Raw genomic sequence first — 13406 nt, 5'->3', positions numbered from 1 at the left:
TCAAGGTCGGGGGACGCAAATCCCGAAATGGTGCCGCGAGCGGTCTTTTTCCGCCGGAATTTTTGAGACGAGATCGGGGACTTGCGATGAGATTTGGCACGGAGATCGTCCTTTTAAGCCTGTTTGCTTTTGCCGCTCTCGTGGCTGCAGGCTTCGGCGCGGATGAACCTTTTCGCCAGCACATGTGGGTTTTGTTTTTCGCCGTGGCTGGTTTCACGGCGATCCTGTTGCGCAATACGGAATTCAAACCGGCAACTCCGGTTGATCCCACAGCTTACATGGATGGGCCGATCCGCTACGGGGCCATCGCAACGGTATTCTGGGGCGTCGTCGGCATGCTGGTTGGGGTGGTCATAGCGCTGCAGCTCGCCTATCCGGACCTCAACATCCAACCCTGGTTCAATTTCGGCCGCCTGCGCCCGCTACACACGTCCGGTGTCGTGTTTGCGTTCGGGGGCAATGCGCTTCTATGCACCTCGCTTTACGTCGTGCAGCGCACCTGCCGCGCCCGTCTGTTCGGCGGCAATCTCGCCTGGTTCGTCTTCTGGGGCTACCAGCTCTTCATCGTCATGGCAGCGACCGGCTATCTGCTGGGCATCACCGAGAGCCGCGAATACGCCGAGCCCGAATGGTATGTCGATCTCTGGCTGACGGTCGTCTGGGTCGCATATCTCCTGCTCTTCCTTGGCACGATCCTGAAACGCAAGGAACCGCATATCTACGTCGCGAACTGGTTCTACCTGTCCTTCATCGTGACCATCGCAATGCTGCACGTCGTCAACAATCTGTCGATGCCGGCCTCGTTCCTGGGATCGAAGAGCTATTCGGCTTTCTCCGGCGTCCAGGATGCTCTGACGCAATGGTGGTACGGCCACAACGCCGTCGGTTTCTTCCTCACGGCCGGCTTCCTCGGCATGATGTACTACTTCGTGCCGAAGCAGGTGAACCGCCCGGTCTACTCCTACCGCCTGTCGATCATCCACTTCTGGGCACTGATCTTCCTCTACATCTGGGCAGGCCCGCATCATCTTCATTACACCGCCCTGCCCGATTGGGCGCAGACGCTGGGTATGGTGTTCTCGATCATGCTGTGGATGCCCTCATGGGGCGGCATGATCAATGGCCTGATGACGCTCTCAGGCGCCTGGGACAAGATCCGCACCGATCCGATCGTCCGCATGATGGTCGCGGCAATCGCCTTCTACGGCATGTCGACCTTCGAAGGTCCGATGATGTCGATCAAGACGGTCAACTCGCTCTCGCACTATACGGACTGGACAATCGGCCACGTCCATTCGGGCGCGCTCGGCTGGGTCGGCCTGATCACCTTCGGCGCGATCTATTACATGGTGCCGAAGCTCTGGAACCGCCAACGGCTCTATTCGATGCGGCTCGTCACCTGGCACTTCTGGCTGGCAACGCTCGGCATCGTTGTCTATGCCGCGGTCATGTGGGTTTCGGGCATCATGCAGGGGCTCATGTGGCGCGAGTACGACGAGCAGGGATTCCTCGTCTATTCCTTCGCCGAGACCGTCGCCGCCATGCATCCCTACTATGTCATGCGCGCCGCGGGCGGCGCCATGTACCTGACCGGCATGCTGATCATGGCCTGGAACGTCGCCATGACAATTCTCGGCTACCAGCGCGAAGAACAGCCCTTGCCGGGTTCCGTGCCCGCCCTCCAGCCCGCCCAATAAGGAGCCAGACATGGGTCTGATAGATAAACACGCGCTGATCGAGAGGAACGCCACGCTGCTCCTCGTCGGGTCCCTGCTGGTCGTGACGGTCGGCGGCATCGTCGAGATCGCACCGCTCTTCTATCTCGACAACACCATCGAGAAGGTCGAAGGCATGCGCCCCTACTCGCCCCTCGAGCTCGTCGGACGCAACATCTACGTGCGCGAGGGATGCTACCTCTGCCACAGCCAGATGATCAGGCCCTTCCGCGACGAGGTGGAGCGCTACGGCCATTACAGCCTTGCGGCCGAGTCTATGTACGACCATCCGTTCCAATGGGGCTCCAAGCGCACCGGACCGGACCTCGCGCGCGTCGGCGACCGCTACTCCAACAGCTGGCACGTCCAGCATCTCACCGACCCGCGTTCCGTCGTGCCGGAATCCATCATGCCGAGCTACGCCTTCCTGAAGGACAAGCCGATCGAGGTGAAGGACTTCTCGACGCACCTCGTCGCAAACCGGCGTGTCGGCGTCCCCTACTCCGATGACATGATCGCCGAGGCCAACGCGGATCTGATGGCGCAGGCCGATCCCGATGCCGACACGTCCGGCCTGGAAGGCCGCTATCCGAAAGCCAAGCTCGGCGACTTCGACGGCAACCCACAGCAGGTCACCGAGATGGATGCCCTGGTCGCTTATCTGCAAATGCTCGGCACGCTGGCCGATTTCAAGAATTACGACGAAGCCGCCGGCTATCGCTGAGGAGAACAGTCGATGGACTACAACCTGATGCGCGAGTTCGCGGACAGCTGGGGCCTGCTTGCCATGGCCCTGTTCTTCGTCGCTTGCATAGCCTTCGCGCTCCGCCCAGGTGGCAAGACGCATGCCGACCAGGCCGCACGGATTCCTCTCAAGGACGACTGATCATGAGCAGCGAGCATATCGACGAAATCTCGGGCATCACGACGACCGGCCACGAATGGGACGGGATCAAGGAGCTCAACAATCCCCTGCCGCGCTGGTGGGTGATCACTTTTTACGTCACCATAGCATGGGCGCTGGCCTACACGATTGCCTATCCCGCCTGGCCGATGCTGAGTTCAGCCACCAAGGGCGTTCTGGGCTATTCCAGCCGCGATGATGTCAAGAACGAGCTGGCGGCGGCGGAAGCCGCCAAAGGCAAATATGTCGCCGCCATCGAGCAGAAGACCGTATCCGAGATTGCTGCCGACGACGCGTTGCGTGAATTCGCGGTCGCAGCCGGCGGTGCCGCATTCAAGGTCAATTGCGTGCAGTGCCATGGCTCTGGCGCCCAAGGCTCCAAGGGCTTTCCAAACCTCAACGACGACGATTGGCTGTGGGGTGGCAAGGCCGAGCAGATCCAGCAGACGATCATGCAGGGTGTTCGCTTTGCCTCCGACCCGGACACTCGGCAGTCGGAGATGCCTGCCTTCGGCAAGATCATCACGCTCGAACAGATCAAGCAGGTCAGCGCATTTGTGGCCAGCCTTTCAGGTCCGGTGCAGGACGCGAGCTTGGTCGAGCCCGGCGCCAAGGTCTTCGCTGAAAACTGCGTCGCCTGTCATGGCGAAAAGGCAAAGGGCAACAGGGAGTTCGGCGCGCCCGATCTGACCGACGCGATCTGGCTCTATGGATCTGGCGAGACCGCCATCGCCGCCCAGGTCCGTACGCCGAGACATGGCGTGATGCCGGCATGGGCGGGACGGCTCGGCGATACCAAGGTCAAGGAACTCGCGGTGTATGTGCATTCGCTTGGCGGTGGAGAATAGGAAGCGGGGCTTATTCTCGGCCCTCGGCCGTTCAAGCGAAGAGGCCCGGCAGACGCCGGGCCTCGACTTGCTTTTTGATCCCTCAATTTGACCTGCATCAACGCGACGCGACGTGAGCGATTGCAAGACTTGCCGGACAGGAGCGGCAGCATTTCGCCGCCATTGGAGAACGTCGTGCTGGATCAGACGCAGGTAGAACGGCTCGAGGCCGAGGCGGTCAACTCCGCCAAGACACGACAGCCCCTCTATGCCGCTCGCAAGAAGATCTTCCCGAAACGCGCCTCCGGCCGTTTCCGCCAGTTCAAGTGGCTGGTCATGGCGATCACGCTCGGCATCTACTACCTGACGCCCTGGTTGCGCTGGAACCGCGGGGCCTTCGCTCCCGACCAGGCCGTTCTCATCGATCTGGCGAACCGGCGTTTCTATTTCTTCTTCATCGAGATCTGGCCGCAGGAGTTCTACTACGTCGCAGGCCTGCTCATGATGGCGGGCGTCGGTCTTTTCTTGGTCACATCGACGGTTGGGCGAGCCTGGTGCGGCTATACCTGCCCGCAGACCGTCTGGGTGGACCTGTTCCTTGTCGTGGAGCGCGCGATCGAAGGCGACCGCAATGCCCGGATGAAGCTGGACGCGGCTCCCGGGACCGCCCGCAAACTCTTCCTGCGTGTATCCAAGCATGCCATCTGGCTCATTATCGCGGTCGCCACGGGCGGCGCCTGGATTTTTTACTTCGCCGATGCGCCGAAGCTGCTCGGCGAGGTCATCACCGGCACGGCGGCGCCCGTAGCCTATGTCACGATCGCCGTGCTCACCAGCACCACCTATGTGCTCGGCGGACTGATGCGCGAGCAGGTCTGCACCTATATGTGCCCGTGGCCGCGCATCCAGGCCGCCATGCTCGACGAAAATTCGTTGACCGTCACTTATAACGACTGGCGCGGCGAACCGCGTTCACGGCATGCCAAGAAGACGCTGGCCGCCGGACAATCGGTCGGCGATTGCGTCGATTGCAATGCTTGCGTCGCCGTATGCCCGATGGGCATCGACATCCGCGACGGCCAGCAGCTGGAGTGCATCACCTGCGCGCTGTGCATCGACGCTTGCGACGGGATCATGGACAAACTCGGCCGCGAGCGCGGCCTGATCTCCTACGCAACGCTGGCGGACTACAACGCCAACATGGCGCTGGCGACCGCCGGCGGCACCAGCCCGGTCAATCCGGTGCTCGTACGAACGGCGACCGGCAGCTTCGTCGATGGCTTGGCACATTTCCATCTGGGCAAGATCTTCCGGCTGCGCACCTACATTTATCTCGGCGCATGGACGGCGATCGGCCTGGTGCTCGTCTATTCGCTGCTGACGCGCGAGCGGCTTGAGCTGAACGTTTTACATGACAGAAATCCGCAGTTCGTGACGCTCTCGGACGGCGCGATCCGCAACGGCTACACCGTCAAGCTGCTCAACATGATACCCCAGCCGAGAACGATCGAGGTCACTCTGCTAGGCCTTGACGGCGGCGAGATGAGCATCGTCGGCATCGACCAGCCGCCAAGCCGCACTTTCTCCATTCCCGTCGAACCCGACAGGCTGAAGATGCTGAAGGTCTTCGTTCGTCAACCGGCGGACCAAATCAAGGAGCCGGTGCAAAGTTTCGAATTTCGCATCGAGGACGAGGCGGGTTCCGAAGCCGCCGAATACACCGCCAGTTTCAACGCGCCGGAGATCGGCAAATGACCACCGACACGCGGAAGCCGCGCGAGTTCACCGGCAGGCACATGCTGATCTCCATCCTCGCCTTCTTCGCGGTGGTGATCGGGGTCAACGTCACGATGGCCACGCTCGCCCGAAAGAGCTGGACTGGCCTCGTCGTCGAGAACACCTATGTTGCCAGCCAGCAGTTCAACGAGGAAGCCAGGAAAGGAAGGGCGCAGGCGGCGCTCGGCTGGACGGGCAGGCTGACGATAGCCACCGGGGAAGTTCGCTACGGCCTTTTCGATGCCCTGGGAAAGCCGGTGCCGCTGCACGGCGTCAAGGTGCTGTTCCGGCACCCCGCCTACGAAGCCGCGGACAAAGCCGTGGCGCTTGCCGCGTCGTCCGGGGGCACTTCCGGGGACACCGAAGAATTTGCCGCCCGGCACACGCCAAGGGACGGCGTCTGGATCATCGAGATCGACGCCGACGCCGGCCTGGCTTCGCCGTTCCGCGACGTTCGTCGCGTCATGATCTCGAACGGGGTCCTGCAATGAGCTGCTGCGCGCCCGGAGCCGAAATGGCGTTGGAAGTCGCCGACGCGGCATCGGCTTTGCCCTCCAGCGACGAAATCAAGCTGGCCAGCCGCTCCTTGGGCGGAGACATTCACCAGACGGATTTGTCGGTGGCGGCTGTCCATTGCGGGGGCTGCATCCAGACGATCGAGGCGGCGCTCGCCAAGCTCGAAAACGTCGAAACGGCCCGCGTCAATCTCTCGACGAAACGCGTATCTGTCCGCTGGCATGGAGACGAAGTCCCACCTTTCTTCCCCACGCTTTCACGGCTGGGTTATCAGGCACACCTGTTTGACCCGGAAATCCATGAGAAGGACAAGACCCTCTCGGAGCTGATCCGCGCCGTCGCCGTCGCGGGCTTCGCGGCGGGCAACATCATGCTGCTGTCGGTGTCGGTCTGGTCCGGCGCCGAAGGCGCGACGCGGGATCTGTTTCACTGGATATCCGCGCTCATCGCCATCCCGGCGCTCGCCTTCGCCGGCGGCATCTACTTCCGCTCCGCGGCAAACGCGCTTCGCCATGGCCGGATGAACATGGATGTGCCGATCGCGGTGGGTGTGTCGCTTGCCTACGCAATGAGCCTCTATGAAACCATCAATCACGGCGAGCACGCCTATTTCGACGCCTCGGTATCGCTGCTCTTCTTCCTGCTGATAGGCCGCACGCTGGATCACGTGATGCGGGAGCGGGCGCGAACGGCCGTAAACGGCCTTTCGAGGCTTGCGGCACGGGGTTCGGTCGTGCTGCGGGACGACGGTACGCGCGAATACGTGCCCGTCGCCGAGCTTGGCCCGGAAATGCGCATGCTGATCGCCGCCGGAGAGCGAATTCCTGTCGACGGCGAAGTGATCAGCGGGAATTCCGACCTCGATTGCTCGATCGTCTCCGGCGAGAGCGCGCCTAAGGCCGTGACTGCCGGTGCACGCGTCCAGGCCGGCACGCTCAACCTCACAGGTCCGCTGAGGATGCAGGCGACGGCGGCCGCCAAGGACTCCTTCCTGGCGGAGATGGTTCGCCTGATGGAGGCCGCCGAAGGCGGCCGCTCGCAGTATCGGCGCATTGCCGATCGGGTATCGGCGCTCTACGCGCCCGTTGTCCATCTGGCCGCCCTTATGACGTTCCTCGGCTGGATGGCCGCGTCCGGCGATTGGCACCGGGCTCTCACCATCGCAATCGCCGTGCTCATCATCACATGCCCTTGCGCGCTCGGCCTCGCCGTGCCGATCGTCCAGGTCGTGGCGGCCCGGCGCCTGTTCGAGGCCGGCGTGATGGTCAAGGACGGCTCGGCTCTGGAGCGTCTCGCCGCGATCGACACCGCCGTGTTCGACAAGACCGGAACACTGACCTTGGGGCAGCCAAGGCTTGTCAATGCATCCGAGATCGATCCGACGATGCTTGCAATCGGGGCCGACATGGCGAGCCATTCCCGCCACCCGTATTCAAAGGCCATTGCCAGCTATGCCGGATATTCCGGTCAGCCCGGCATCGAAGCCGTCAGCGAGCATCCGGGTTTCGGCATCGAGGCCGTCGTGGAAGGGAACACCTGGCGGCTCGGACGGCGCGGATGGGCCGGGCGGAAGGCTCGCGCCGGCGGCGAAGGCAAGCTTGGCGGCTATGGCGGCACGGTGCTTTCCAAGAACGGCAGCATCGTCGCATGCTTCGCCTTCGAGGACGCGCCTCGATCGGATGCCAAGACGGCCATCGGGCAGCTGATGGACGCCGGCGTCTCGGTCGATATGTTGTCCGGCGATACCGCGAGGGCCTGCAGCGAGGTCGCCGACACATTGGGAATCGAGAATTTCGTGCCGGCCTTGCTGCCCTCCGGAAAGGTCGAGTGGATCGAGTCGCTGACGCGTGCGGGACGCAAAGTGCTGATGGTGGGCGACGGTCTCAACGACACACCGGCCCTGCGAGCCGCGCATGTCTCGATCGCCCCTGCAACAGCGGCCGATATTGGCCGCAAGGCCGCGGACTTCGTCTTCCTGCACGAGAGCCTGCTCGCAGTTCCCCTTGCCGTCGATATCTCGCGGAAGGCCGGCCGGCTCATTCGCCAGAACATCGTCATCGCGATCGTCTACAACGCCTTTGCCGTGCCGATCGCCATTCTTGGGCATGTGACGCCACTCCTCGCGGCGATCGCCATGTCCGCTTCCTCGCTGATTGTGATCGCCAATGCGATGCGGCTTCACGCAACGCCGAAAAAACTCGCCGAAAGAGTTCCAACCAGGCGCAGCCGAACCGATGTCGCGGAAGTGGCCCGTCCATGACCACGCTCGTCTATCTCATTCCAGTGGCCCTGTTCTTGGGAGCGCTCGGCCTATCGGGCTTCCTGTGGGCTCTGCGCAGCGGCCAATACGAGGATCTCGATGGAGCCGCAGAGCGGATACTGATCGAGCCCGATGACAGACCCAACGAAGCCTTGTAGCCAAAATGACGTGGCTTTAGGCGCCATAGCTTCAAAGGACGTCAGCGGCAGCCGGGCCGACGAGGCGAGAATGGAAGTGAGTTCTGTTGCCGGCTTCAGGATCGGGAGCGCGGCGCCTTGTCGCCGGTCAAGAATCATCGCAGCAGTTGTTTGGCGGGCCGGCGGATGAGTGTTAAGTCAGCGACCGGTTGCTGTTCTCAATCCGGAGACTGCTCGTGAGCAAGAAGGGGCAAGCTTCGCCCGAAATCATTACCAAGGCGGCTGCGTCGGCCGGCAGTCCACCGGAGCAGGACAATTTGCCGGAACAGGAGCTCCTTGCGGCGATGTTCGAGCAGGCTCCGGGTTTCATGACCTTGCTCAGCGAGCCCGGCCACGTCTTTCAATTGACCAATGCCGCCTACCAGAGCCTGATCGGTCAACGGCAGGTTATCGGCAAATCGGTTCGAGAGGCTTTGCCGGAGCTTGAGGGCCAGGGATTCTTCGAATTGCTCGATCGGGTCAGCGAAACCGGCGAGCCTTATGTCGGCCGCAATGCCAAGATCGTCCTGCGCAACGCTGAAACCGGCATTGCGGAGGAACGCATTCTGGACTTCGTTTATCAGCCCATCAGGGGCAAGGATGGCCGGATCACCGCAATCTTTGTTCAAGGAACCGACGTCAGCGACCTATCGTTCGCCAACGCCTCGCTCCAGTTGCGTGAGGACCACTTGCGCTCGATCCTGGCAACCGTTCCCGATGCAATGATCGTCATCGACGAAAGCGGCCTTATCCAATCCTTCAGTACGGCGGCCGAGACTTTGTTCGGCTACAAGGCCAGCGAAGTCATCGGTCAAAATGTCAAGCTGCTCATGCCCTTGCCGTACCGGGACGAGCACGACGCCTATATGCAGCGTTACCTGACAACCGGGGAGCGGCGCATCATCGGGATAGGCCGTGCGGTAACAGGGATGCGAAAGGACGGATCGACCTTTCCGATGGAACTCGCGGTCGGCGAGATGCATCCGGGAACGGGCCGCTTCTTCACCGGCTTCTGCCGCGACCTGACGGAACGCCACAGAACGGAAGCCAGGATGCAGGAGCAGCAGCAGGAGTTGCTTCACATGGCACGGTTCACCGCGCTCGGCGAAATGGCCTCGACATTGGCGCATGAGATCAACCAGCCGCTGACGGCGATCACGAACTATCTGAAAGGCAGCCGCCGTCTCCTCGAGAAGAGCAAGGACGAGAATGCGGTCATGTTGCAGGAGGCTGTCGACAAGGCCGCCGAACAGGCCTTGCGCGCCGGCGACGTCATCCGTCGTCTCAGGGACTTCGTCGCCAGGGGCGAAAGCGAGCGCCAGGTCGAACGTCTGCCAGCGCTCATCGAGGACGCCTCATCGCTCGCCTTGGTCGGCGCCAGGGAAGCGGACGTGCGCGTCACTTACGATCTCGATCCGGCGGCGGAGCTTGTTCTGACCGACAGAATCCAGATTGAGCAGGTGCTGCTGAACCTGATGAGGAACGCCGTGGAGGCCATGCACGGCGCGCCCCGCCGGGAATTGCGTGTCGTTACCGAAGCACGGCACGATGGTATGATGGAAGTTGGTGTCATCGATACCGGCCCGGGATTGGCGCCAGAGGTTTCGGCCCAGCTCTTCCAGCCTTTCGTCACCACCAAGAAGCACGGAATGGGTGTCGGCCTGTCCATTTGTCGCACTATCGTCGAGTCCCACGGCGGTCATATCTGGGCAGAGTCGCCAACTGGCGGTGGGACCGCGTTTCGGTTCACCCTGCGCGCTGTGGAAAAGGAAGAGGTTGCCGGTGGCCAATGATGTCGTTCATGTCGTCGACGACGACGTCGACGTTCGCAAGTCGCTGGGCTTTCTTCTCGCGACGGCTGACTTTGCGGTGCGCCTCCATGAATCGGCAACCGCGTTCCTGGCGACAGAACCGAAGGAGATCGACGGCTGTATCGTCACCGACGTGCGCATGCCCGGCATCGACGGCATCGAGTTCCTTAGGCAATTGAAGGCCCGCGGTCTCAGAGCGCCGGTGATCGTGATGACGGGGCACGCCGATGTTGCGCTGGCTGTCCAGGCGATGAAGGAAGGCGCCGCCGATTTCATCGAAAAGCCCTTCGACGATCAGGTGCTCATCGATGCAATCCGCTCAGCCCTGAGCAGCCGCAATAAAGCGACAGCCACACACCCGCAATCGAGCGATATCCGAAAGAATCTTGACACATTGTCAGAGCGAGAGCGCCAGGTGCTTGATGGCCTCGTCTCGGGGCTGCCGAACAAGACGATTGCCTATGATCTCGGGATCAGCCCACGCACGGTCGAAATCCATCGCGCAAACGTCATGAGCAAAATGGGCGCTGGCAGCCTTTCGCATCTGGTCCGCATGGCGTTGATCGCTGACCCCAAGCATTAAGCCAGGTTTCGGAACGAAGCCGCCCCCTCTTTTCGGATATCCCAGTCACGCCAGTGTGTAGGCCGGATATCGACACGCACGCCGGTGACGGCATGTCGCCACCCCTCCCGGTCCTTTTCGCAGGGAAATACAAGCGCGTGCAGGCCCTCATCGTCCAGAACGGCTAGTTCGAGGCTGCGGCCAAATGGAGCACTTGCTATCGGATTCCACATCCAGCCAGCGTGGGTCGAATTAGAACTCCGCGCTTTGATTTGAATCAGTTGGCAAGGGCGTCGCGAGCTCATTCAGCTGTCGTTTGCCGACCGCACCCTGGCACCTCACAATTGACCCAGCTCAAAGTGAGGCTCTCGCTTCCATCGTAAGGTGTTGATTGCGGGCTTGTCGCGACCCGCGGCGCGCTTGTTCCATCTGTTCAATAAGGGCTTCGACATGAACTACCAGCCGTTCCTCGAAAACGCGATCGACCAGCTCAACGCCGAGCGTTGCTCCCGCCTGCGGTCGCCAAGAGCGACCGGATCATTCCGCTGCTGGTTCAAAAGGCGGGCGGCTGAAATCGATGCGGCAAACTCGATCGGACGCAACGCATTTGTGGTCCCAAATGGCCGAGCAGGCACCGCGAAAGAATAGGAACCGCGCCAATGCTCATCCGTACACTTTCCACTCTGGACTGCACCAAACTATTGGCGGCCAACCGCTTCGCTCGCCTGGCTTGCGCGAAAGACGGACAACCATACGTCGTGCCGCTCTATTACGCCCATTCAGACAACCATCTCTATGCGTTCTCGATGCTGGGCAAAAAGATCGATTGGATGCGCTCCAATCCGCTCGTGTCGGTCCAAGTCGACGAACGCAGTCCAGGCAGGGCCTGGAAGAGCGTTGTCGTCGATGGACGCTATGAGGAACTACCCGACCGTATCGGGCACAAGCTCCAGCGGGATCATGCCTGGACTTTACTCAGCAGGCACGCCGACTGGTGGGAGCCCGGTGCGCTAAAGCCAGGCACACCCTCGACTGCGGACGACCTCCCACATGTCTTCTTCCGGATCTTTGTCGCCGATGTTTCAGGGCGCGAGGCGACGGAGAGCTGATCGAAACTGATGTGACGGGCCAGACGCTATGCGGGCAGCCACTGCGCGGCGGCCGCATTTGCCAATCGTGCCAAGTTGAAGGTCGGACCCGCTGACCCCTCCAGATCTTGACGAAAATTGGTGCGCCTGTTTGAGACACTGGGGCAATCGGGACATTTGCTCCGTGGGGAGATGAGCAACCGGTGGGCAAGCTGTGAAGCGCGTTGTTCAATTGCTTGCCGCGGTGACCATGACGTCCGGGGTGGCGTCCTGGCGGAACATCCGAACGCGCTGTGGATCCTTCGGTCGCTCATCCCGGCCCTCGTTGAGGCCGGACGTCTCGACGAAGCCCGGCAGCACATGGAGTGTTATCGCCGCGAATATCCGACGCTTACCTTGCGAGCGGTTCGGGACTCGATGCCCTACGGGACTGAGATTCTCGACCGCCACGAAAAATGCGCTGAGGATCCTTGGAATGCCGGAGTAAGAGACACTTGGCGTTCGGAGAATGGACTTGACACCGCCGCCTCATTTTCCACCGATGATTAATGCAATTCGCGGAGCCGCTGCTCGCCGGAATGCAACTGGAACTGTTCACCCCATTTACTGGCGCTCACATGAGAAGTAGCAGGCATCGCCTCGAGGCCATCCATTTTAGGCTGGCTTCGGCGATGTCGGCTTTTGGTCTACGGACCAGCCGCTTGAATTTCCGATATTGTGCGCATTACCGCCCGGCAGCAATTGGGGCCGTTTGCTGACGGACAAGTTTGCGCTCGAACGGCCGGGAGCTGCCCTTCAGAAGCGACCCATAGCTGCCGTTCCCGCGATACAAGAGCTGTCGCAAGCTGGACAGCAATTGAGCCGTCGCTGAGTCGTTGCGGAACGCGTACGGAAGCATAATCTTGGGCAGTGTAGAACGCTCTGCCGGTTGAGGCGACTTCAAGCCTTGGCAAGAGCATTCAGGATTAGCCGAAAGTCGTGCGGCGGTTTCCAGCGCGACCCGCGATGCCGTCATGGAGAGGTTCGGCAACACTTCCTCCTGCAGCAATTTCTGACGATTGCGGTCCATGTAGTCGTTGAAGCCCGCCGTTACGAAAGCGCAGGGCACGAAACACGCGCCGATCTCGCGCGACAAGGTAGCCCCAGGGGCTATCGAATGGTTGAGCACATCCGCCCCCAGGTTTCGAAACGCCAAGGCTTCGGCCGGGGTGGTCAGCCGCGGCCCGTAACAATGGCCAGCGACCACAGCAGCTTGTGGCCGGCCGACGAGAAGAAGCTCGCTTGCGGAGGCTGGTATTTCAGCTGCGGCCGATCTGCGCTTGACTCGATCCGCCGTTTAGGCTGTGGTCAATAGGTCAGACCAATATACCAGTGGGCATATTGGTGATCTGGGAGGAAACAGGCTGACATGCCGATCCAGGCCGTTGAACCGCGCCGGCTCTACCGACAGGTCGCCGATCAGCTCAGGCAGCTGATCGACTCCGGTGAGTTTGCCGTCGGCGACCGTCTGCCGACCGAGCGGGAACTGGCCGACCAACTGAGAATTTCACGCCCGACAGTGCGCGAAGCACTGATCGCGCTGGAGGTCGAAGGCCGCATCCGCATCCGTGTCGGCTCCGGCATCTACGTCACCGATCGGCCGAATGCCGCTGCATCCGAAGCGGAGACGGACGAAGGTCCGTTCGAGCTGTTGCGCGCACGCGAATTCGTCGAAGGCGCGATCGCCGCCGAAGCCGCTCTCCATGTCCGGCCGGCCGATCTCGAACTGCTG

The 13406-nt window shown here is 61.6% G+C and carries 14 protein-coding genes; 13 read left to right on the top strand and 1 reads right to left on the bottom strand.

Features of this window, described 5'->3' with window-relative positions; all coding sequences use genetic code 11:
• Window positions 1-86: 86 nt before the first annotated feature.
• The 12 genes from ccoN to EH240_RS32380 all read left to right on the top strand — a co-directional run bounded on the left by ccoN (window position 87) and on the right by EH240_RS32380 (window position 11656).
• Window positions 87-1697 (top strand): cytochrome-c oxidase, cbb3-type subunit I, encoded by a 1611-nt coding sequence (gene ccoN / locus EH240_RS32440; protein ID WP_125006206.1) that lies wholly within the window; start codon window positions 87-89, stop codon window positions 1695-1697.
• A 10-nt stretch (window positions 1698-1707) separates the two neighbouring features.
• On the top strand, window positions 1708-2439 hold the full coding sequence (gene ccoO, locus EH240_RS32435) for a cytochrome-c oxidase, cbb3-type subunit II (protein WP_125006204.1): 732 nt from the start codon (window positions 1708-1710) through the stop codon (window positions 2437-2439).
• Window positions 2440-2451: 12 nt separating this feature from the next.
• Window positions 2452-2601: a cbb3-type cytochrome oxidase subunit 3 gene (locus EH240_RS32430; protein ID WP_125006202.1), complete on the top strand. Its 150-nt coding sequence runs from the start codon at window positions 2452-2454 to the stop codon at window positions 2599-2601.
• Between the two features lie 2 nt (window positions 2602-2603).
• The gene (ccoP, locus tag EH240_RS32425) at window positions 2604-3467 is read left to right on the top strand and encodes a cytochrome-c oxidase, cbb3-type subunit III (protein WP_125006200.1); all 864 of its coding nucleotides are present in this window, start codon (window positions 2604-2606) and stop codon (window positions 3465-3467) included.
• A 174-nt stretch (window positions 3468-3641) separates the two neighbouring features.
• On the top strand, window positions 3642-5201 hold the full coding sequence (ccoG, locus tag EH240_RS32420) for a cytochrome c oxidase accessory protein CcoG (protein WP_125006198.1): 1560 nt from the start codon (window positions 3642-3644) through the stop codon (window positions 5199-5201).
• On the top strand, window positions 5198-5713 hold the full coding sequence (locus tag EH240_RS32415; protein WP_125006196.1) for a FixH family protein: 516 nt from the start codon (window positions 5198-5200) through the stop codon (window positions 5711-5713). Before ccoG ends, EH240_RS32415 begins: the two co-directional genes overlap by 4 nt.
• Window positions 5710-7998, top strand: a complete 2289-nt coding sequence (locus EH240_RS32410) for a cation-translocating P-type ATPase (RefSeq protein WP_125006194.1) — start codon at window positions 5710-5712, stop codon at window positions 7996-7998. The genes EH240_RS32415 and EH240_RS32410 overlap by 4 nt, the downstream gene beginning before the upstream one ends.
• Entirely contained in the window at window positions 7995-8156 is a 162-nt protein-coding gene (ccoS, locus tag EH240_RS32405; RefSeq protein WP_125006192.1) for a cbb3-type cytochrome oxidase assembly protein CcoS, read from the top strand. Before EH240_RS32410 ends, ccoS begins: the two co-directional genes overlap by 4 nt.
• A gap of 323 nt (window positions 8157-8479) precedes the next feature.
• Window positions 8480-9967 (top strand): PAS domain S-box protein, encoded by a 1488-nt coding sequence (locus EH240_RS32400; RefSeq protein ID WP_125006230.1) that lies wholly within the window; start codon window positions 8480-8482, stop codon window positions 9965-9967.
• Complete coding sequence (fixJ, locus tag EH240_RS32395) at window positions 9957-10568, top strand: response regulator FixJ (RefSeq protein ID WP_125006190.1); 612 nt, start codon at window positions 9957-9959, stop codon at window positions 10566-10568. The genes EH240_RS32400 and fixJ overlap by 11 nt, the downstream gene beginning before the upstream one ends.
• Window positions 10569-10967: 399 nt before the next feature.
• Window positions 10968-11195 (top strand): hypothetical protein, encoded by a 228-nt coding sequence (locus EH240_RS32385; protein ID WP_125006188.1) that lies wholly within the window; start codon window positions 10968-10970, stop codon window positions 11193-11195.
• Between the two features lie 11 nt (window positions 11196-11206).
• Complete coding sequence (locus EH240_RS32380) at window positions 11207-11656, top strand: pyridoxamine 5'-phosphate oxidase family protein (RefSeq protein ID WP_125006186.1); 450 nt, start codon at window positions 11207-11209, stop codon at window positions 11654-11656.
• 703 nt (window positions 11657-12359) lie between these two features.
• Here EH240_RS32380 and EH240_RS39410 read toward each other — a convergent pair.
• The gene (locus tag EH240_RS39410; RefSeq protein WP_245436603.1) at window positions 12360-12770 is read right to left on the bottom strand and encodes a hypothetical protein; all 411 of its coding nucleotides are present in this window, start codon (window positions 12768-12770) and stop codon (window positions 12360-12362) included.
• Between the two features lie 273 nt (window positions 12771-13043).
• On the opposite strand from EH240_RS39410, the gene EH240_RS32370 reads away from it, so the two are divergent.
• Window positions 13044-13406 (top strand): FadR/GntR family transcriptional regulator (locus tag EH240_RS32370; protein ID WP_125006184.1); only part of this gene is annotated, 363 nt, incomplete at its 3' end.

This window comes from Mesorhizobium tamadayense (genome assembly GCF_003863365.1).
GTDB lineage: Bacteria > Pseudomonadota > Alphaproteobacteria > Rhizobiales > Rhizobiaceae > Mesorhizobium > Mesorhizobium tamadayense.
Note: the sequence above shows the minus strand (reverse complement) of the source record. Positions and strands in the feature narration are given on the sequence as shown.

Bases quoted from the DNA above. Each gene is read 5' to 3' on its own strand.
- ccoO (WP_125006204.1), top strand. From the start codon at position 1,708: ATGGGTCTGATAGATAAACACGCGCTGATCGAGAGGAACGCCACGCTG.
- ccoS (WP_125006192.1), top strand. From the start codon at position 7,995: ATGACCACGCTCGTCTATCTCATTCCAGTGGCCCTGTTCTTGGGAGCG.
- EH240_RS32415 (WP_125006196.1), top strand. From the start codon at position 5,198: ATGACCACCGACACGCGGAAGCCGCGCGAGTTCACCGGCAGGCACATG.
- EH240_RS32410 (WP_125006194.1), top strand. From the start codon at position 5,710: ATGAGCTGCTGCGCGCCCGGAGCCGAAATGGCGTTGGAAGTCGCCGAC.
- EH240_RS32400 (WP_125006230.1), top strand. From the start codon at position 8,480: ATGTTCGAGCAGGCTCCGGGTTTCATGACCTTGCTCAGCGAGCCCGGC.
- EH240_RS32380 (WP_125006186.1), top strand. From the start codon at position 11,207: ATGCTCATCCGTACACTTTCCACTCTGGACTGCACCAAACTATTGGCG.
- EH240_RS32430 (WP_125006202.1), top strand. From the start codon at position 2,452: ATGGACTACAACCTGATGCGCGAGTTCGCGGACAGCTGGGGCCTGCTT.
- ccoP (WP_125006200.1), top strand. From the start codon at position 2,604: ATGAGCAGCGAGCATATCGACGAAATCTCGGGCATCACGACGACCGGC.
- ccoN (WP_125006206.1), top strand. From the start codon at position 87: ATGAGATTTGGCACGGAGATCGTCCTTTTAAGCCTGTTTGCTTTTGCC.